This is a genomic window from Kitasatospora sp. NPDC056273 (assembly GCF_042268845.1).
In the GTDB taxonomy this organism is placed as follows: Bacteria; Actinomycetota; Actinomycetes; order Streptomycetales; family Streptomycetaceae; genus Kitasatospora.
The window spans coordinates 18,568-39,872 of record NZ_JBHJSJ010000035.1; the positions used below are offsets into that span (position 1 = coordinate 18,568).

Annotated in this window: 8 protein-coding genes and 1 pseudogene; 4 read left to right on the top strand and 5 right to left on the bottom strand. The window is 69.0% G+C overall.

The annotated features are described in order from the left end of the window. Positions 1–38: 38 nt before the first annotated feature. Positions 39–224, top strand: a pseudogene (locus ACFCY1_RS26940) (transposase); the annotation flags it as partial. Between the two features lie 271 nt (positions 225–495). Here the strand turns inward: ACFCY1_RS26940 and ACFCY1_RS26945 are convergent. Genes ACFCY1_RS26945 through ACFCY1_RS26955 form a run of 3 tightly spaced genes read right to left on the bottom strand, consistent with a single transcriptional unit; the run spans position 496 to position 2,899 of the window. Further along, a complete protein-coding gene (locus ACFCY1_RS26945) occupies positions 496–1,647 on the bottom strand; it encodes a hypothetical protein (RefSeq protein ID WP_375876328.1) in 1,152 nt (383 codons plus the stop codon). Further along, positions 1,644–2,696, bottom strand: a complete 1,053-nt coding sequence (locus ACFCY1_RS26950) for a radical SAM protein (protein ID WP_159028450.1) — start codon at positions 2,694–2,696, stop codon at positions 1,644–1,646. Before ACFCY1_RS26950 ends, ACFCY1_RS26945 begins: the two co-directional genes overlap by 4 nt. After that, a complete protein-coding gene (locus ACFCY1_RS26955; protein ID WP_159028451.1) occupies positions 2,693–2,899 on the bottom strand; it encodes a hypothetical protein in 207 nt (68 codons plus the stop codon). The genes ACFCY1_RS26950 and ACFCY1_RS26955 overlap by 4 nt, the downstream gene beginning before the upstream one ends. 1,108 nt (positions 2,900–4,007) lie before the next feature. Here ACFCY1_RS26955 and ACFCY1_RS26960 point away from each other — a divergent pair. Beyond that, entirely contained in the window at positions 4,008–4,712 is a 705-nt protein-coding gene (locus ACFCY1_RS26960; RefSeq protein WP_375876329.1) for a DUF1062 domain-containing protein, read from the top strand. A gap of 167 nt (positions 4,713–4,879) precedes the next feature. On the opposite strand, the gene guaD is transcribed toward ACFCY1_RS26960, so the two are convergent. Continuing rightward, positions 4,880–7,327, bottom strand: coding sequence for a guanine deaminase (gene guaD, locus ACFCY1_RS26965; protein ID WP_375876330.1), 2,448 nt, complete (start codon positions 7,325–7,327; stop codon positions 4,880–4,882). Positions 7,328–8,291: 964 nt separating this feature from the next. Then, a complete protein-coding gene (locus ACFCY1_RS26970; protein WP_375876331.1) occupies positions 8,292–12,431 on the bottom strand; it encodes a DNRLRE domain-containing protein in 4,140 nt (1,379 codons plus the stop codon). Between the two features lie 653 nt (positions 12,432–13,084). Here ACFCY1_RS26970 and ACFCY1_RS26975 point away from each other — a divergent pair. After that, complete coding sequence (locus tag ACFCY1_RS26975; RefSeq protein WP_375876332.1) at positions 13,085–20,824, top strand: RHS repeat-associated core domain-containing protein; 7,740 nt, start codon at positions 13,085–13,087, stop codon at positions 20,822–20,824. After that, positions 20,824–21,189, top strand: coding sequence for a hypothetical protein (locus tag ACFCY1_RS26980; protein ID WP_375876333.1), 366 nt, complete (start codon positions 20,824–20,826; stop codon positions 21,187–21,189). Before ACFCY1_RS26975 ends, ACFCY1_RS26980 begins: the two co-directional genes overlap by 1 nt. Positions 21,190–21,305 lie beyond the last annotated feature (116 nt).

Here is a 21,305-nt window from a genome sequence, read left to right on the forward strand (position 1 = left end):
TGGTGTGATTCCGCGCCTCGGTGCTCGTGCTGGTCACGCGCGGCAGTCCGCCGTGTAGATCGTCGGGCAGTCGGTACGGGCCGTGGCAGACCGTCTACGAGCGGTTCGCCCGCTGGGAGGCCGATGGCACGTGGGCGAGGCTGCTGAAGCATGTCCAGGTCCGTGACGACGCGGTGAGCCGGGTGGAGTGGACCGCCGCCGTCGATTCCGCACGCTACCGAGCAGGAGTCGTCCTGGCTTCCCTGACCCTCTGGCTCCGCGAACCCCGTCAAGGCCCGGGGCCGGCGGCAGCCGGGACTTCCGTGATCGGCGGCAGTGACGCGAGCACCGTACGGACCGGGTGGGTGGGAAGGATGCCAGCCCGTGCGGCAGCAGCGGCACGGACGGTCGGGCCCACCGGAGGATGGTGCTGGACGAACGTGTGTACTATCCCGGGCCTGATGCCGTTCTTGGTGCCTGAGAGGGTGGTGCGAGCAGGCAAGCCCCCCAGCCTCGCTATGCAGTGCGCGAGCAGAGCGCGTTCACTGCGGCAATTAGCCGGACCAGCGGGGGCTTGCCCGACACTCCGTCGGCGTGGCGCCCGGCACGACGTACCTCGGCGTAGAGGGAGTCGCTGCTGAGGCGCGAGTGCTCCTGCTCCCAGTCCGGCGCCGAGCGGTGGGCGGGTGCGAGGCTGAGCAACGAGCCCAGAAACCGGAAACGCAGGGGCTGGTCATCGTATGCGCGGCAGAGCTCCAGGCCGCGCAGGTTCACTGCAAGGGCGTACCTGGGCAGTTCCAGCGCCTCCGACAGCGTGCCGAGCTGCCTGAGCTGACGCATGAGGGTGGGAGCGTCCTCTTGACGCGGCCGCACGTGGGCCAGCACCGCGAGGAGGCCCGCGGCGGAGCGCCGGGCACGCTGGACCTCGCCCATCATGGCCAGGCCGGTCACCTGGTGAAGATGGAAGGCCAGCTCGCCGTAGAACGACGAAGGTCGCTCATCGACGGCCAGCGCCACGGCCGACTCCGGTTGGCCGTTGTGCAGGAGTGCCAGGATCTCGCCTTCGGTGCGAAAGACCTGGGCCGTGACGGGACACATCCCACGGAGGCGCTCGGCGACACGCAGCGCCGAGGCCGGGTCGCTCGCCATGAGGTGCGCCTTCACCGACTCATTGGCGTGGATGTTCCACAGGACTTGAGGGAGTGACGGTTCGGCCGCGACGATGGCGGCCCACGCCGCCGCGGAGATGGTGCACGGGCCGAGTTCCGCGCTGCGCTGCGCGTCGTAGTCCTCGGCGAGCCGGAAATGCGGGGCGGCGCGGTGGGTTCGCCGGCGCAAGGCGTGCAGTCTGCCGAGGTTCACCCACGGTTGCACGGCGAGGCCGAGCAGCCGCGGGTCTCTGCGGGGCGCCGTGTGGTGGGCGACCAGTGCCAGCTGGGACTTGCAGATTCGCGCCGCAGTGGTCAGGTCGCCCGCCGCCGCCACCACGAAACCGGCCTGGTTGATGTGGACGAAGGCGTCATGCAGCGTGCCGGCATCCCGACCTGGGGTCGTAAGGGCTGACTCCAGCTGCTCGGCCAGTTCGGTGGCCCACGTGTCGAGAGCGGGACGCAGCAGGCGGTCCTGGTCGACCAGGTAGTCCCGCGACACAAGGGCGGCTGCGGTCATTCGGCGGACCGGTTGGGCGGGAGGCCGATCTGGAGCAGCGGCTCTCCCAGGGTGAAACCGTCGGCCGGGCAGCCCAGGGTGTCCCAGTCGCCGCTCTGCCACCCTCTCAGCCAAGGGCGCAGGCGATCGTTGTCGATTTCGAGGGTTCCGTCTTCCGTCAGCCGGCCCACATTATTGGCGGGATCGGTCAGGGAGACCGTGCATTTGCCGACCGTGCCGTTGGCCCGGATCACCAGAGAATTCGGACGCGCCGCGTAGCAGACGTACGGGGAACGGTCGGCAGTGGAATCTTCCACCCCAAGGACACTCTGCAGGTCTGCGAGGATTCTTTCCCGTTCCCTTGTGGAGAGTACGGCCGTGGTGGCGTCGTTCTCGCCGCCGAGGTGTTCGACGGGCTTGAGGTGAACGGAGAAGCGGCGGTCGTCAAGGAAATCCTTGCGGATTCGGCGGAGGAATTCTGGCATGGCATGGAGGTTCTCTGGCGTCAGATGGATTCTCAGGAGAACCTGGACGGGTGCATTGCCGTTACGGATGGCCAGCAGGTTCTCCCAGAGGCGATCGAAGGAGCCCCGGCCGTCCCGGCGGATTCGGGTCAGGTCGTGCAGGTGCTTCGGACCGTCCAGTGAGATCTGGAAGGACCGGATCCCCAGGGCTGCCAGCCGCCGCACCATCGCCGAGTCGAGGAGGTACGCGTTCGTGGTCATGTCGCCGACGTAGGTCGTGGCGGTACGGCGGGCCATTTCGGCGACATGGCCGGAGATCTCCTCGATGACGCCGATCGCCAGGAGGGGCTCACCACCGAACCAGGAGATCCGCAGGTCCCTCAAGCCGTCCAGGCGCCGGTCGACGAGGCGCTTGACGCCCTCCACGACGGCCGGCGCCATGCGTCCGACGGTGAAGTCCTCGTAGCAGTAGGTGCACCGGAAGTTGCACTGCTCGGTGGGGAGGACGATCAGCTGAAGATGGTCGTCACGAAGAGAGCGCACGCATGCCGCGCCGAGGGCGGACCGCCGCTCGGCGAGGCCGCCCTCGGCGTTCAGGGTCGTCACGCCGGTGCCGTCAGCTTCTTGCCACACCCGTTGTTGCTGGTACAGCCGATGTTGAAGTCGGCGTCTGCCGTGTCCGGGGCCTGGGATGCCGCCCTCACCGCCTTGGCGATGTCCGCATTTCCGATCTTGATTTTCCCCTCAGAGTCGATCTCAATATCCGAGGGGTTGAGGCCTTCGAGGATTGAAGAGTTTGCGTCGGCCATTTCCATATCCGTTCGTTGGCGTATTTGTTCCTGTGGGTACCTTATACGCATCAAGGTGCTGTCGCGACCGCCAGAAATGCGCCATCCGAGTGATTTCAGAACTCGGATGATCATTCCGTTTCCCATGACTCTGCGGACTACTAATCGAGGTCAGTCCAGCGGGTCGGGCTGGGCGAAACCTTCGCCGCTACCGGAAACGCACCATGATCTTGACCTGTCTCACCGTCAGGGTCAGGACGGCCGGCTCCTTGCGGAAGCTCATCGCATGAGTGCCACCGGCCGGGGTGGGGCGGCAGTTGGCGAAAGCTCCGGATTCGTTCTGTATCGGGAGCCGTACCGACCCGAAGTGGGTGACCGCACTGGTGCGGGCCCTGCTGGTCCTGACGAACCGCGAAGTCGCCCGCTGACGGACGATCTTCACCGAAGTCATCCGCCCACATCCAGTGTGAGCAACCCGACGCCGACGCACACCAAGCCCGTGACCTGCTACTTCACGATGCACACCGCTCAGTGGGGCCATGGTCCAGTTCATCCCCAGGTCGGACGGTGAGGTCAACGACTGTGGCAACGGCGGTTTGTGAGCAGTCGGCCAGGGCGCGGTGCTCGGCTGTGCATCCGGAGATACGCGACGGCTGCACGCTGGACGACCCCGAGTTCATCGCCTGGCAGCAGGGCAAGCGGCTCGATCCGGCGGACCGCGAGTCCTGGTGGCGGTCCCGGCCCGGCCGGGACCACCGAACCACTGGCGGATGGTCTTCCCCCGAACCTCTGCTCCCGGGGTGCGCCGGGCGCCCGGATGGGCGGGTGAAGCTCCAACCGCCCGCCTGGTGGAGACGGTGTTGGGAGGTGGGCGGGGCCGTGCGCGCGACCGCCGGCCGAGGGCACGGGGAAATTCGGTTGCCGGGGGCCGCCGTCCCGATCATGATCTTCCACATGGACTTTTGATGACTGCCACGTAGTACGTACCTGTCGCGCGATCGACCTCGGAGCCTGACGACCCGGCCCCGGGGCGATGGGTCGCGCCCTTCGTGAGCATCCGTCAGAGAGCGGGAGCAGCCGAGTGAGTTCGGCATGCCCTCCCGCTGAGTCCTGAAAGCACCCAACACACATGAATACCGACCGCAAGGCCCTGTGGGCCGTGCGTCAGTCCGCCCTGCCCACCGTCGTCCGGCCGTGCCCGGACTGCCCCGGCATGCGGCACCGCGCCTCGGGGAAGATCCGCGTCAACGCGAACGGCAAGCTGCTCGACGTCTGGCTGCTGCTGAGCTGCGCGACGTGCGACCGGACCTCGAAGGTGCCCGTTTACGAGCGCGCCCACGTCTCGACGCTGGAGCCGGCCCGACTGGTGGCGTACGAGACCAACCACCCGGAAGCGGTGCGGGAGTTGGTGATGAGCGCGTCGCTCGCGGCGAAGAACCGGTACCGGCTCGACTGGACCGGGACGTGGGAGCTGGAGGCCCGCATGCCGCTGTACGCGCTCGACGACCCGAACCCGCTCCCGGTGCGGGTGCGCTTCGAGCTGCCCGCGCCGGTCCGGGTGGAGCGGCTGCTCCAGCGCGGTCTCGGCCTGAGCCGGGCCGAGGTGCGCCGCCTGGTCGCGGACGGCCGGCTCCGCCTGCCGTTCGCGCCGGACGCCAAGGCGCACCAGGACTTCGAACTCACCATCCACGGCCCCGGTTCCGTCGACGCGGCCAAACACGCGAAGTCCCTCGAAGCGCCCGCCGCCGAACCCACCGACCCGGCCCGGATCGGGCTGCCGCCCGCACCCGGCCGGGAGTTCCCGCGCCGCGCCGCGGCGGTCGGCAGTATCTGATAGGTCGGGCGGACGGCCTGCTCGCGATGGACGAGGAGGCCGCCGACACCGTCCGCGTCCTCGATCCGGCCCGCCCGCGTCCCGCGCGGGCGGGCCGGCCGCGGCAGCGGTCAAGGCCGCGGGATTCTCCCTCGGCTGATCGTCGGGGACGGGCCGCGCGGGCCGGCTCAGAACCGGTGCATGCAGTACAGGCCGCCGTAGTAGGGCGTGAGGTCGAGCCCGGAGCTCGAGTAGACGTCGGGGATGTGTTCCGGGACGCTCCACTCGTCGCCGAGTTCGTGGAGCCGGGTCCACCAGAGCGACCCGTAGTAGGCGTTCTCGTAGACGAAGTAGACGCAGTACAGGTAGTCGTTGAACCGGGCGATGGCGGGCCGGTAGCCGGTGCGGATCGGGTTCCCGTCGGTGTCCACCATGGGCTCGTCGGAACTCCACTCGTCCGTCGCGCTGTTGTAGGTGACGAGGTACAGCTCGTCCCCGCCGCGGTCGTGCACGCAGTACAGGTCGTTCTTGAAGCGTTCGACGACCGGTGCCCGGGCGACCTCGATGTCGCCGGGGACCAGCCGGTCGGTGCCCCAGGTCGCGGTGGCGGTGTCGTGGGTGATCCACCGCAGGAAGCCGTCCTCGTCGTCGTGCACGCAGTACAGGAGGCCGTCGTAGACGGTGGTCGCGGCCGGGTTGGTCGACCGGACCGCGACGTCCCGGTCGTCCTCCACCGGCCGGTGCGGGGACCAACCATGCTCGGGGCCCTCCGAGTTGTAGCGCGTCCACCACAGGCGGGCGTCGTCCTCGGTGCGGTGGTTCACGCAGTACAGGAAGTCGTTGGCGTGCTGCACCGCGACCTGGTCGGACGCGAGCACGTAGTCGCCCTCGACGTCGTTGACGAAGAGCCTGGTGTACCAGGTGTCGTCCTCCTTCTGGTAGCGGTTGCACATCATCTGGAAGGGTTTCCAGCCGCCCGTGCCGAGGGACCAGAGCGAGTCCTTGTACACGTCGATGCCGGGACCGAAGGGGACGCTGATGGTGGTGCCCCGCTCCTTCGACCAGCCGGTCTCGGGGTCGTAGACCGTCCACCGCATGTAGTTGCGCTCAGAGGTCCGTTGCCACCGCTTCCCCCCGCCGGCGTCGAACCGGCGGACGGGCTCGCGCCCGGACCCGGTGGGCGCGTCGTCGGCGTCCCGCTCGTGGGCGAGCCGGCCGTTGAGGTAGGTGGCCAGGACGGCGCGGTCGTCCCCCATCAGCGCGAAGGTGAACAGGAGTTCGCCGAGGGAGCCGGCGTTGGAGGTGCGGGCGGACAGCAGCGGGGTGGCGTCCGGGTCGAGGACGATGAAGTCGGCCTCGTGCCCCGGTTCCAGCGAGCCGACGAGGTGGTCGAGGCGCATCGCCGAGGCCGAGCCGACGGTCGTCAGGTAGAACAGCTTGACCCCGGTCATCGGGAAGTCCCGCAGGGCGCCGACCTTGTAGGCCTCGCCCGCGGTCTGGAGCAGGGAGAGGCTGGTGCCGCCGCCGACGTCGGAGCCGAGTCCGACCCGTATCCGCCGGCGGGGGTCGGTGGCGCGGGGCATGTCGAACAGGCCGGAGCCCAGGAAGAGGTTGGACGTCGGGCAGTGCGCGACGCCGCTGCCGGTCTTGTACAGGCGCTTCCACTCGCGCTTGGACAGGTGCACCGCGTGGGCGAAGACCGCGCCGGGGCCGAGCAGGCCGTACGTCTCGTAGACGTCGACGTAGTCCTTGCACTCCGGGAACAGCTGGTGGACCTTCGCCACCTCGGCCTGGTTTTCCGCCAGATGGGTCTGCAGGAGCGTGCCGGGGTACTCCCGCCAGAGCTCCCCGGCCGCGCGCAGCATCCCGGGGGTGCAGGCGACGGCGAACCGCGGGGTGACGGCGTAGATGCTGCGGCCGACCCCGTGCCACCGTTCGACCAGCTCCCTGGACTGCTCGTAGCCCACCTCGGGGGAGGCGTCGAGCAGTTCGGGCGGGGCCGCGCACTCCTCGCTGTCCATCAGCACCTTGCCGGCCGCGAGCCGCATCCCGCGACCGACGCTCTCCGCGAACAGCGCGTCGACCGACTCCGGGTAGGTGGCGCAGTTGACCAGGGCCGTGGTCGTGCCGTTGCGCAGCAGCTCGTCGCAGAACAGGGCCGCGACAGCGCGGGCGTAGTCCGGGTCGGAGAACCGGGCCTCCTCCGGGAAGACGTCCGCTTTGAGCCAGTCCAGCAGTTGGTTGCCGTAGGCGGCGATGATCCGGGTCTGCACGTAGTGGACGTGGGTGCTGACGAAGCCCGGAAGGATCAGCTTGTCGCGGTAGTGGACGATCTTCGTGTCGGGTGGGAGGCCGCGCACGAGGTCGCCGTAGTCCCCGGCCGCGACGATCTTCCCGTCCTCGCAGACCAGCAGCCCGTCCTCCACGTAGACGAGCGCGTCCTCGTCGTCCTCGCCCTCGGGCGTCAGGAACGGGTCGTCGCGGAACCACACCAGGCCGCCCCGGACGGCCGTCGGTGCCGGCCGGCACCGGCCGGCCGCCCCGGCGGGCGGTTCGCCGCCCGCTCGGGTGTCGCGGGTGTCGCCGAGGCGGTCGGGTCCGCCGGGTCCGTCGTCGGAGAACGCAGAGGTTCGCATGGGGCTCACTCCCAAGGGGGGTTGAGGCGGCCGCGAGGCCCGTCCGAGGCTCCGGACTCCCTGTGTTCCTCACCGGACAGCAGGCCGGACGTGTGCGGACCGATCGGCCGCGAGGCGACTGCGCTCCCAGTCTCACGAGGGGCCGACCGGCGCTGCGCGCCGGATTCCGCCGGTCGAGTGGTCTTCGGCGGGACTGGCATAGGTGGGCGCTGGGCGGCCGACGCGCCCGGCCCCGCCGGTGTGGGGGAGCACCTTCCCCGGGCGACAGAGTCGTCGGACAGAAGGAGCGCGAGCCCGACACCCGGTATCGGGACGTGGAGGAGAACGGGCGGTACGACACCGTCCGGAACGTCGGCACCGGCCGGTACCCGGCCGTCGACGGCGACGACGCCGTCCTGGGCGACAACCAGGCGGACCGGGACGTGGCGCTGGAGAGCCGGGGCCGCTTCAAGACCGCGGTGGTCGGCGACGGCAGGGCCCTGTCCCTGACCGGCGGCAAGGACGGCGCCCCGGTGGAGCCGACCGGCTCCACGGGGGTGAAGCCCAGCAGTGGTACTTCCAGAGCCGCGACGACGACTGAGACGCGCCCCGGAGCGGCTTTCGGCGGGGCGTGGACCCTGGCAGGACTGTGGCTGGCGAAGCGGCGCGGCTCACTGCCGTCCGGCGGCGGGCGTGATCGGCCCGCCCGATGCGCCAGCCCTCCATGCCCCGCCCGCCGCCGCCTGACCGCCACCTCGCGGCCGCCACTGACGCCGCACCGCTGTCCTCGGGTTGCGGCTCCGCCACGACCGCGGCCTCCGGCAGCCCTACCCCGTGCGGCACCCCGCCGCCGACCGCGCCCGGCGCGCCGCGGCCGACGACAGTTGCCCAGGGCGGGGCGCGGATCACCCGCTGTCAGCTTGAGTTGTCGGTTGGCCTGGCGTGTGCTGCCAGGCCAACCGGACTCGTTTCCTCCTGCCAGCGGTCAGATCCGGTACCAGGAGCGGAAGTCGGATCCAGGGGCGGGTTGGTCGATCGCCCAGGTGGTGCCTGCAACGTCGGTGGTCATGACGATCATGGCCCCGTTGTCGAGGAGTGTGACGCGCGGGTCTCCGGCGAAGGTCATGTTCGGGTTGCCGAGGTAGGCGCCGGTGCTGAACCCGGTGGTCGGGCCGCCCTGGCCGAACAGGGCGATGTGCCCGTTGCTCGTGCGGGCCACGATGTTGACGGTACCTCCGGCTCCGGCGGACAGCACGATGCTGGTGGCACCGCCGGTGCCGCCGCTGACGCTGATCCTGTACCACTCGCGGAACGCCGTCCCCGGCGCGGCCTGGTCGATGGCCCAGACGTCGCCGTTGACGTCGATGGCGGCCACGATCATGGTGCCGTTGGAGGCCGTGGTGACGCTCGGGTCCCCGGCGAAGACGGGCGAGGTGGTGCCGAGGTAGGCACCCGGGCTGTATCCGCTGGTGGGGCTGCCCTGGCCGAAGTAGCCGATGTGCCCGTTCGTCGTGCGGGCGAACAGGTTGGCGGTCCCGCCTCCCGCGGGCGACAGGACGGCCGCGGCGCGACCCGTGAGGCCGCCGCTGGCGCTGACCTTGAACCAGGCACCGAACGCGGCGCCGGGCGCGGGCTGGTTGGTCGCCCACAGGTCGCCGGCCGTGTCGACGGCGGTGACGATCATGCTTCCGTTGGCGGCGAGGTTGACGGCGGGGTCCTGGGCGAATACCGGCGCGGAACTGCCGACCGCCGCCGCGGGGCTGAAGGCCGAGGTGGGCCCGGTCTGGGCGTAGTCGACGATCTGGCCGGTACGGGTGCGGGCGAAGACGTGCACGGTGCCGCCGGAGGCAGGCGACAGGATCGGCGCGGGGTCACCGGTGTGGACGCCCGGGCCGCTGAGCGCGTACCAGTCGCGGAAGCCGCCGGTGGTGCTCGTCTGGTTGGTCGCCCACAGGCTGCCGTCGGCGTTGGTCTTGACCGCGACGAGGGTGCCGTCGGTGGCGCGTGTCATCGCCGTCGCCGGGCTGCGCAGGCTCTGCCCGCCGTCCAGCGCCGTGACGGTGTGCAGGTTGCCCTGGGCGGCCAGGCGCGGCTGCCCGAGCCCGGTGGGCGTGCCCGGGTACATCAGCAGGCAGCCGGTCGGGCAGGTGGTGGTCTGGGCGGTCCCGTCGGCGGTGTAGTAGGTCACCGGGGTGGCGGGGTCGGCCGGGGTGGTGGCGAGGACGTCGCCGGTGGTCTGCCCCGGGGTCGGGGTGAACAGCCGGTAGCCCTTGCCGCTGTCGGCGACGGTGCCGTGCAGGTTGCCCGGCGTCGTGACCAGGGGCCGGTGCTGGGGGTCGAAGCCGGTGGCGTAGACCGTGCCGTCGGCGGGGGCGCCGACCTGGTAGCCGCGGCCGTCGGCGTTGCGGGCGCCTAGGACGAGGCGGACGCGTCCGTACTCGGCGTCGTTCGGGTCGGTGGTGCTGCGTCGGGCGAGCAGGTCGGGGATGCCGTCGCCGTTGACGTCGCCGGGGGCGAGGACGTCGTAGTCGCTCCAGCCGGAGGCGGAGACGACGGTGCCGGGCTTCAGCTTGTTGGTGCCGGTCTCGGCGGCGAGGGGGCCTTCCACGGTGCCGCTGTAGAGGACGAGAGCGTCGCCGTCCTTGGCGATCAGGTCGTTCCCGGCACGACCGTCGAGGTTGCCGGTGGCGACGATCTGGCTGGTGCCGGACCAGTCGCCCCCGCTGGGGTGGACCAGCTCGGTGCGCTTGGACTCGTCGGGGGCGCCCAGGCCGTTGCCGGGGTAGAGGTAGAGCCGGGTGCCCTGCTTGACGAGGAAGTCCTCGTAGCCGTCCTCGGTCTGGCCCGGGTTCTGGTTGGTGAAGTTGCCCCGGTGGGTGATCAGAGCACCGGACCAGCCGGGGTTGGCGACGGTCCGGAGCTGGTCGAAGGTGCCGTCGCCGCGACCGGGGTAGAGGACGAGCTCGCCGGTGCTGGTGGCGGCCACCAGGTCGGCGTGCCCGTCACCGGTCAGGTCGCCGAGGCGATCGCGCAGAAGGGTCGGGTCGGTGGCGTCGCGGACGAACTCGGGGAACGCGGTCGTGATCAGCCTGGTGCTGGAGTTGGGGCCGCCGTCCGAGCCGTCGTAGGGGGAGAGGTTGCCTGCCTTGTCCATGGCCTGGACGGTGAGCCGGTTGGTCGGCCACATGGTGGGCGTGAGTGTGACGGTCGCGGTGCCGTCCGGGCCGGCGTTCACCCAGGTCCCGCCGCAGCCCTGGTTGACCACGGGCATCGGCTTGTTGAGGGAGTAGCAGAAGCCCTTCAGGCCGAACTGGTCGCTGGAGGCGAACTTGACTGTGCGCGGGGTGCGGGCGGGCACGTCCTCGACGTCGATGCTGTGGCCGTCCGCGGCGGTGACGGTCGGCTTGGACGGCGGAGTGCTGTCCACGTTGAAGCCGCAGTCGCGGCCGAAGCCCGAGCCGGCGATGCCGTCCTCGGCCTGGACGCGCCACTTGTAGCGGCCGCCGTCACGCATCTTGGCCCAGCCGAGCCTCGTGATGGCCCAGGTACCACTGGGAGCGGAGGCCCGGTCGACCAGGATGTACTGCCCGGTGTCGTGGTCCCAGACCTCGAACTTGGCGCTCAGGGCGACGTCGCTGTCCGGGTCGGAGATCCTGGCGGTCAGGACGACGTCGTTGCGGCCGACGGTGGGCCAGGCGGCCGGATCGCTGATGCACGGCACGTTGACGTTGCTGCTGCTGCCGGGCGTCCACTGGCTCTCCCAGGCCGCGTAGTCGTGGAGGACGGGGGGCCGGTTGTAGGTGACCTCGAGCCAGGGGTCGTTCCTGAAGCGCTTGTAGCTGTTCTTGTTGCCGAGGTAGTTGTCCGGGGTGCGCAGCCCGAAGGTGACGCTGTCGTCGCCCCGGTCGGCGACGCCTTGGACGACCTGGCGCAGGTTCTCGGTGCTGAAGTCCACGCCCTCCGCCCCGGGGCAGAAGCCGGGGTTGCCGTGGGCGAAGGCCTTGGCATCGAGCTGCCAGATCCAGGCGGCCTGTTTGTTCCAGGTCGGCGTGGTGCTGTTGATGGGGCCGGTCGCCCAGAGCTCGGTGTTGCCCGCCGCGGCCGCGTCGCAGCCCCAGGAGTGGGTCTCCACGGTGTGGAGGGTCGCCGACATGATGGTGGCCCCGGCCAGGCCGCGGGTGTTCATCTCGAAGTAGGAGCGGGTATTGCCACTGCCGTTGTAGCCGACGCGGGGCTCGTCCGGCGGGTTGTCGGAGTGCCAGCCGTTGCCGTCCGGGTAGGCGTCGTTGGGCGTGGCGGAGTAGACGACCGCCCAGCGGTTGCGCCAGCCGTCGGTGAACGTCGGGTCGATGACGACGGGGAAGACGGTGTCGGCGCCGTGCAGCAGGTCGGCGTCCGGGGTGATCCGCAGGGTGTCCGCGGTGATCTCGGTGGCCATCGTCTTCGGCGCGTGCTCGGCACCGGCGGCGGCGGCCGGGTCCGACGGTGAGGTGCTGTCGGCGGACGGGGCTGCTGCCAGTGCGGCCTTGGCCTTCAGCGGGGCGGCGGCGGTGGGCTGCTGCTGGGCGGCGGTGGCCGGGGCGTGGGAGTCCCACATCCGGGGGGCCTCCGCCGTGAAGACCGTGCCGCCGGCGGCGTCGGTCGCGGCGATCCGGCCGTCCTTGCCGGAGTTGAGGGTGATGCCCGCGGTCTTCAGGCCGTAGGTGACCTGGGCCAGGCGGGGGTCATTCGCGGCTTGGCGGGTCTTGACGATCAACTGGTGGGCGAAGCCGTCGGCCTCGGCGAGGACCCTCAGGTCCACCCCGGGCAGCACATCGCGGTACAGGGCTGTGCTGCCGTTCAGCTCGGGCTGCGGCAGCGGCGTCGGCCACGTGATGGCGAGGGACTTGCCGTCCTTCTGCATGGTGGCCAGCGCAGTGCTGCCGCCGGCGGAGAACGTCATCGGGAAGACGGAGGCCTTCGGTGCGATGCTGCCGTCGGAACGGCGCTCCAGCGTGGCGTCGGCCGGCTGCCACTGCCCGGCCACCTTGGCGCGGATCGGCCGCGCGTGCCGGCGCAGGGTGAAGCTGCCGTCCGGGTTCGCCAGGAGGTCGGTCGACTCGTCCTGCCGGCCCGCGACTTCCACAGGCTTTCCGCTCTGGTGCGCCTTCAGGACGGCGGCTTGTTCAGGTGTTGCTGCCTGAGAGGGGGCGGGGGAAATCCCCGTGTCGGCAAGGGCGGGTACATGGCCCAGCGCGGCGAGGCTCACGGAAGTCGCGACGATCAGAGCGGCTGCTGTTCTTCGGGTGGTTCGCGCTATTCGGTAGGTGTTGTGACGTTGCATCCCGATCGCTTTCTGTGTGGTTCGCAGGCGTCCCCATCATGCAAGTGGACGGTGACGGGCAGACGGGGGCGTTGGGGCGATCGTGATGGGTGGAGGGGGGAATCAGATGCAACATCGTGATCACTGTAGGTTCAGGGGCCTCCCTGGTAGCCAGAGATAAGCTGATAAATCACCCTTCTGGGACTCAGATCCGGGCCGAAGGGGCAGGACCCACAATGTGAAGGAGTTATAAAAGAGAGATAAAAGGCCTATGGGTCGGGCAGTTGGCGAACCATCAGGCGCATGCCGTCAGCCGCTCTTGGTAGCGTCCCGCCGGGTGCGATCGCACCCGCACAAGACGACCAAGAGGAAAGAAACGGATGCATCCATCCGAAGCGGGCGCATCGCCCGGACCGCGAAAGCGACGGTCCGAGGCAATAACACGCCCAGTGCTCCGTAAAGTTGTACCCATAGCCGTGACGGCTCTGATCGCCGCGGCTGTGCAGATTCCGGCCATCGCGGTAGCGGCCGGCAGCGAGTTCAAGCTGCCGCCCGTCCAGCAGGTCGAGTCCGTCCCGCTCTCCAAGGTCGAGGTGGAGCATCCGAAGGCGGCCCAGCCTCCGGCCGCGCCTCCGGCTGCGGCGTGGCCCAAGCCGGGGAAGGCCGAGGTCGACGTGCCGGCGGCCTCGGCGCCGAAGTCCTCGCCCCAGGGGAAGGCGCCCGGCCTGCCGCTGACCGTCACCTCCACCGGGTCGGACCCGGCGGCGGGCGGGCAGTCGAAGATCCGGGTGGGTCTGTCCGACCGCGCTGCGGCGGCCACTGTGGGTCTCGACGGTGTCCTGGTCGACCTAGAGCCGGTGGCGGGCAGCGCCACGCCGGACAAGGCCCGGGTCCAGCTGGACTACAAGGCCTTCCGCGAGGCGTTCGGGGCCGACTGGGGCTCCCGCCTGACTTTCGTCCAGCTGCCCGCGTGTGCGCTGACCACGCCGGACCAGCCGCAGTGCCGCACGGCCACACCGCTGGCCGCGTCGAACGACACCAAGTCCGGGACCCTGACGGCGGACGTCGCGGTGACCGCACCCGCTGGCCAGGTCTCCGCTGACGGCGCCGTCAAGGCATCGTTCGTCCAGGCGGCCAGCACGTCGGTTGCAGGAGGGACGGTACTGGCCGCCACGGCCGGGGCGTCGGGCCCGGAGGGCAGCTACAAGGCGACGTCGCTCTCTCCGTCCAGCACCTGGTCGGTGAGCGGCAACACCGGTTCCTTCAACTGGTCCTACCCCATCGCGGTGCCGCCGGTGCCCGGCGACCTGACCCCCAAGGTCGCCCTCGGCTACTCCTCCGGGGCCATCGACGGGCGTACCGCGTCCACCAACAACCAGTCCTCGTGGATCGGTGACGGCTGGGACTACAACCCCGGCTTCATCGAGCGCAGTTACACCGCCTGTGCGGGCGACAAGGGTTCGGGCAGCAACGCTCCCGACAAGAGCGGTGACCTGTGCTGGAAGTCCGACAACGCCACGGTCTCGCTCAACGGCAGCAGTTCCGCGCTGGTGCGCGATGACACGAGCGGTACGTGGAAGCTGTCGAACGACGACGGTTCGCGTGTGGAGAAGCTCAACGGCAGCGCGTCGGACACCGCCAACGGCGACACCGACAACGAGTACTGGAAAGTCACCACGACCGACGGCACCCAGTACTTCTTCGGCAAGAACCGCCTGCCCGGCTGGAGTACCGGCAAGCCTGAGACCGGCGCGGCCCTGACCGTCCCGGTGTTCGGCAACCAGCCCGGCGAGCCCGGATACGCCCCGGCGTTCAAGGACTCCTCGCGGGAGCGGGCCTGGCGCTGGCAGCTGGACTACGTCGTGGACCCGCACGGCAATGCGGTGGCGTACTTCTACGACCAGGAGAAGAACGCCTACGCCAAGAACAGTGGCGCCGTCACCAGCACTCCCAAGGCCGATGCGGTCTACACCCGTGCCGCCACGTTGAACCGCATCGAGTACGGCCACCGGACCGGCCAGGTCTACAGCGCCTCGCCCGCGGGCAAGGTCACCTTCAGCACCGCCGACCGGTGTGTGTCGACCGACTGCTCCTTCACCAAGGCCAATGCCGCGAACTGGTTCGACACCCCGGTCGACCAGTCCTGCGATAAGGACCAGGACTGCCGCAACAGCTCCCCGACCTTCTGGTCCAAGAGGCGACTGACGGGCATCAGCACGCAAGCCCTGCAGGGCAACGGCAGCTACCAGGACATCGATGCCTGGAGTCTGGACCAGGACTTCCCCGCCACCGGTAGCAGCGGCGGCCGGGCCCTGTGGCTGAAGTCCATCACCCGCACGGCCAAGGCCGGCGCCGCCCAGCTGGCCCTCCAGCCGGTGACCTTCGGTCACGGAAACGACCCTCTTCCCAACCGGGTCGACTCCGCCGAGGGCCGTTCGCCGCTGTACCGGTTCCGGATCAACCGGATCACCTCCGAGACCGGTTCGAACACCGACGTCACGTACACCGGCATCGACTGCGTCGCCGGTGCTCTGCCCACTCCGGACAGCAACACCAGGCGCTGCTACCCCTCCTGGTGGACCCCCGAGGACGGGGGTGAACCGGTCCTCGACTGGTTCCACAAGTACCTCGTGGAGAAGGTCACCGAGCACGACCTGGTCGCCGGCTCAGGATCCCCCGACAAGGTCACCGGCTACGAGTACCTCGACGGGGCCGCCTGGCGGCGCGACAACTCCGAGTTCACCCCGGACAAGGATCGCACCTGGAACGACTTCCGCGGCTACCAGCGGGTCCGCACCCGCGTCGGCGACTCCGAGAAGAGCCTGACCGAGTCCGTTTACTTCCGCGGTATGGACGGTGACACCCTCGCCAACGGCCAACCCCGCCCCGTCAGCCCCCTCCAGGGCATCAAGGACAGCAACGAACTCGCCGGCTACGCCCGTGAGGCAATCGTCTACGACGGTGACGGTGGCAGGCCGATCACCAGCACGGTGAACAACCCCTGGGTCCGAGGCACCGCGAGCCGGGCGGTGAAGGCCCTGCCCAGCAAGGACGGCAAGCCCACCGCCACCCCGCCGGGCGAGACCGGCCGGCCCGAGGCCGCGGCCCTGCCCCCGGTGACCGCCACGATGGTCCGCACCGAGAGCACCACCACCAAGGCGCTCCAGCCGGACGGCAGCACCGCCCGTACTGTGCGGTCGAGCAGCACCTTCGACGACTACGGTCAGGTCACGACCGTCTCTGACGAGGGCGACACCAACGTCACCGGCGACGAGCAGTGCACCCGCACCACCTACGTCAAACCGGACACCGCCAACTGGCTCATCTCCTACCCGCAGCTCGTGCAGACCACCAGCACGCTCTGCTCGACCGCCGCCACGCCGACGACCGTCACGAGCGAAGCCAGGACGGCCTACGACGGCAAGGCCTTCGGGTTGGCACCGGAGGCGGGTAAGGGCTACGCCACCACGACGGAAGCCCTGGACCGCTACGACGGCGCCACCCCGCACTACGTGACGGTCGGCACCACCGCGTACGACCAGTACGGGCGGGCCATCTCTGTCAAGGACGTCAACAACGCGGAAACCACGACGTCCTACACCCCGGGGAGCGGCTCCCAGGCCACCGTCGTCCAGTCCACCAACCCCAAGAAGTTCACGACCACCACCACCTACGACGGCCTGCGCGCCCTGCCGGTGAAGGTCGTCGACGCCAACAACCGCACCACGTACGTCGACTACGACGCCATGGGCCGCACCACCGCCGTGTGGAACCCGGGGCGGGACAAGAGCGCGTCGGCCAACGCGACGTACACGTACACGATCGAGCCGGGCAAGCAGCCCGCCGTCACGACCAGGACGCTGCTGGAGAACGGTGACTACCGCACCGGCATCTCCCTGTACGACGGCCTCCTGCGTCCGCGCCAGGTCCAGGAGCAGGCATACGACGTCGACGGCGGCCGCAACATCACCGACAGCTTCTACGACAGCCACGGCCGGGTCTACCGCGCCAACGCGGCGTACCACGCCGACGGGGCCCCGGCAGCGGCGCTGTGGATCGGCCTGGACAACAAGGTCCCGTCCCAGACGGAGACCGAGTTCGACGGCCTCGACCGGCCCACCGCCAGCATCTTCAAGTCCCTGAACATGGAGAAGTGGCGTACCACCACCCGCTACGGGGTGAACTGGGGTGCGACCACCCCGCCCGCCGGCGGAACACCCACGCTCACCATCACCGACGCCCACGGGCGTACCTCCGAGGTCCGGCAGTACAAGAGCGGGAGCCCGGACTTCGACGCCCCCGCGTCGGCCTACGAGACCCTGAGGTACTCCTACAACCCGGCCGGCAAGCTCACCCGGTTCACCGATGCCGCGGGCAACGCCTGGACCTGGGAGTACGACCTGCTCGGCCGCCAGACCAAGGCCGTCGACCCGGACAAGGGCACCACCACCAGCACCTACAACACCGACGGCACACTCGCCACTGTCACGGACGCCCGCGGCAAGACGCTCGCCTACGCCTACGACGTCCTCGGCCGCAAGACGGCGATGTTCGACGGCTCCACGAGCGGAACCAGGCTGGCCGAATGGGCCTTTGACACCCTGCCTGGCAGCAACGGTATGGCCACTGGCAGCACCCGCTGGGAGAACGGCAAGGCCTACACCACCGGCATCACCGGGTTCGACGGCGCGGCCCGGCCCACCGGAACCACCGTCACCATCCCGGACAGCGAAGGACTCCTCGCCGGCACCTACACCATCTCCCAGACCTACACGCCCAACACCGGCCTGGCCGACACCACGACCTACCCGGCCGGCGGCGGACTCCCGCAGGAGGGCATCCACCGCAACTACACCCTGCTGGGCCTGCCCACCACCGTCAGTGACGGCGGCAACCAGGTCTACTCGCAGGGCAACTCGTACAGCGCGTACGGTCAGCTCACGCAGAGCATCGTCGGCCGCTTCGGCTCCGGTGCCGTTCAGACTTACGTCTACGAGGACGCCACCCAGCGCCTAGCGCAGGCCCGGACCGACGGCTACTCCACACCGCAGGTCCTCAACAACAAGACCTACACCTACAACCCGGTCGGCAATATCACCCGGGTTCGCGACGACCGTGGCAACCCCGTTGTCACGGACACCCAGTGCTACACGTACGACTTCGCCCAGCGCCTGACCAACGCCTGGTCGGCGACCGACAGCTGTGTCGCGGAGCCGACCCCGACCAACGGCCCCCATGTCGGCGGAGTCGACCCGTACTGGAGCAGCTACACCTACGACGCGGCCGGCAACCGGACCCAGGCGACCAACCGCAGCTTCGGTGCCGCTCCCGGTCCGCTGATGGACACCGGCAAGGTGACCTCCGTCGCCATCGCCGGTGACGGTCAGACCGCCTCCGTCGCGATCTCCGACGGCCAGGTCTACCTCGCCCAGCAGCGTGCCGACGGCACGTGGGCCAACTTCGAGAACCTGCACAAGACCCAGGCCGGGCCTCTGCCCGCCGCCGTCGAGTACGTCGCGGCGGCCTGGGCCGACAACACCCTGCAGATCATGGCCGTCGCCGGCGGCAGGGTGTGGCACACCCTGCGCGGTCCCGACGGCAAGTGGGGAGGGTGGGGCGACGTCACCAGCGTGGTCGGCCCCATCGCCAACCCGAGCCAGCTCTCGCTGTCCGCCACCGCCTCCGGTCTGGAGGTCCTCGCCCTGTCCGACGGGACGCTCAAGCACACCCTGCGCAATTCCAAGGGCGAATGGGGGGGCTGGGGCAACGTCTACGGCGAGACCGGCAGCCTCACCGGTGCCACCCGCGTCACCAGCGCGGCCACCGGCTCCGGCCTTGAGGTCATCGTGATCGCGGGCGACAGGCTCTGGCACACCGTGCGCTTCGGCAACGGGATATGGCAGAAGTGGGGTGACGTCTACGGTGCTACCGGTGCGCTCACCTCGCCCGCCAACCTCACCGCCACCGCGACCGGCGCCGGCCTCGAAGTCGCCGTCATCGCGGGCGGAAACATCTGGCACACCATCCGCAAGCCCGACGCCACCTGGGCGGGCTGGGGCAACGTCAGCCAGGTCGTCGGCCAGCTCGACCAGCCCACGTCCGCGGCGGTCGTCAGCTCCGGCGGTGACCTGAAGCTCATCACGGTCGCCGGCGGGGCGATCAACTACAGCAAGCGGGCCTACGCCACCGGCAGCTGGCTGCCCTGGGCGCAGCTCACCCAGATCCCCGAGAACCCGCCGAGCGACCAGACCCAGCGCACCTCCACCTACCCCGCTGCGGGAGGCACCCGGCCCCACGCCCTGTCCCGGGTCGACATCACCGGGACCGGTGCCCGGACCGACACCTTCACCTACGACGAGGCCGGCAACACCGTCCGCCGCGTCACCGCCGACGGCGACCAGACGCTGGACTGGGACACCGAGGGCCACCTCGCCAAGTCCACCACCGCGGGCAAGAGCACGACCTTCCTCTACGACGCCAACGGCAACCGCCTCCTGCGCCGTGAGCCCGACGCGGTGACCCTCTACCTGGACGGCCAGGAGCTCAAACTCGACAAGACCGCCAACAAGGTCACCGGCACCCGCTACATCGCTCTCGCCAACGCCACCGTCGTCAAGGCCTCCGACGGCAGCCTCAACTACCTCATCAACGACCAGCAGGGAACCGCCCAACTCACCATCAGCGCCGACAACCTCTACACCCGAGGCGACACCACGCCCTTCGGCACCCCCCGAGGCAAGAAGCCGGCCTCCTGGCCCACCGAACGCGGCTTCGTCGGCGGCACCAACGACTCCACCACCGGCCTCACCCACCTCGGTGCCCGTGAGTACGACGCGGCCAACGGCCGCTTCATCTCGGTGGACCCGGTCCTCGACCTCACCGACACACAACAGATCAACGGCTACGCCTACAGCAACAACAACCCCGTCAACCTCACCGACCCGAGCGGACTGCGCCCCGAGGGAATCTGTGGCGGCTTCGGCACTTGCTACGACAGCAAGGGCAATATCAACACCGAAACATTCCACCGCGAGTCCGACGGTACCTATACCGAGGAATACTGGAACCACTGGAGTGGAAATAAGGAGCACCCCAATGTCGTAAGCCCGCACATGCACATCATCTACCGCGGCGGATCGGTCAAGCAGAACGTCCACGGGATGTTCGACTCGCTTCAGTACATTCCCGGGCTGAACGCCGTAGGCGTTGCGGGGTCCACCATCATGGACGCCGCTGACGGCAACTACATGAGCGCGGTCCAGAACCTCGCGGGGGCCATCCCCGGTGAGCGCCTCTTCGCGATGGCCGGAAAGGCTGGGAAAGCCCTCGCGGCGGCCGACAAGGCCCAAGACGTGGCCGACGGCACTGCCAATGCGCTGTCGATCCTCTCCTGCGATGAATCCCAGATGGGCGCCACGCATAGCTTCCCGCCCGGCACGCGTGTTCTCCTGGCTGACGGCACCACCCAGACCATCGAATCCCTCAAACTCGGAGACCAGGTCCAGGCAACGGACCCGACAACGGGAGAGACCGATTCGAAGTCGGTCATCCGTACCATCCGGACGCCGGATGACGAGCACTTCACCGACCTGCAACTCCAGGCCAACGACTCCAACGGCGAGCCCGGAGCAGTAGAGAACCTCACCAGCACCCAGCACCACCCCTTCTGGGACGAGACCACCCGCCAGTGGACCAACGCTGCCGAACTCACCCCCGGCGACACGGTCCGTACTATAGACGGCCGCACTCCCACCATCCTGGCAGTAAGGAACTACGACACCGCCCCTCAGGTCGCCTACGACCTCACCATCGCCGACCTCCACACGTACTATGTGCTCGCAGGCATCACGCCGGTCCTCGTCCATAACTGCAATCCGGAGACCGCCGAGCAGGATGTTCAGAAGGCCGTCCAAGATGCCTTCCCGAACCGCAATGTCAGGCAGGGGCTGAAGATCCATCGCCCGGATGGTTCGGAGCTTACCGATCACGATGTCTATGACGACGACTTCGTGTGCGAGATCACTTGCGGGAAGGGCGCAGGTAAGGTCGGCCAGGTGGCAGATCGATTGCTTCCCAGTCTGAAGGATGGTCAGCGTCTAGCCGTCTATGGGCCGAATCTGCGCCCGGGGCCGGCGGCGAGAATTACCGAGCTTGGAGTGCCAGTGTTTCGAAATATGGATGATCTGCTGGAGTGGATTGGTCCGGGTAGAGGCTAATGGAGACAATCGCCCTGGTCTTCCCTGACACGTCCGTGACCTTGGAGTCGCTGGCTGCGGCCTTGACTAGTTGCGGTGACGTAGTACTTAATGGCAAGGTCATCGCGGTCCGATTCGATGCATCTCGGGTGTATATCGTCGCGGACGTCATATCGCACCTCGAAGACATCTTCGAAGAATGGCCCGAACATCTAGTTCCCGGCGGCCCGGTGGCGATTTTCAGTCTGGACTATCGAAATAAAGAGGATGCGGTAGAGGTAATTTCAACTCTGGCGCAGCTATTCCCAGTCGTGATTGACACCAACTTTGGATACGTGGGTCCCGGTCTGGGATTTAGGGTTCAAATGCTCGATCATCGCAAGTAGTCTCGATGTGCGAAAGTTGAACATAGGGATGGTTTCCGCCTTATCTATACGGCTTTCGCAATGACCCCGGAAGGCCCAGCGGACTAGTTTCCGCTGGGCCTTCCGGGGCGTCTGAC

Excerpts from the sequence above, each read along its gene's own strand:
- ACFCY1_RS26955 (WP_159028451.1), bottom strand. The coding sequence starts at position 2,899 with ATGGCCGACGCAAACTCTTCAATCCTCGAAGGCCTCAACCCCTCGGAT.
- ACFCY1_RS26960 (WP_375876329.1), top strand. The coding sequence starts at position 4,008 with ATGAATACCGACCGCAAGGCCCTGTGGGCCGTGCGTCAGTCCGCCCTG.
- ACFCY1_RS26945 (WP_375876328.1), bottom strand. The coding sequence starts at position 1,647 with ATGACCGCAGCCGCCCTTGTGTCGCGGGACTACCTGGTCGACCAGGAC.
- ACFCY1_RS26980 (WP_375876333.1), top strand. The coding sequence starts at position 20,824 with ATGGAGACAATCGCCCTGGTCTTCCCTGACACGTCCGTGACCTTGGAG.
- guaD (WP_375876330.1), bottom strand. The coding sequence starts at position 7,327 with ATGCGAACCTCTGCGTTCTCCGACGACGGACCCGGCGGACCCGACCGC.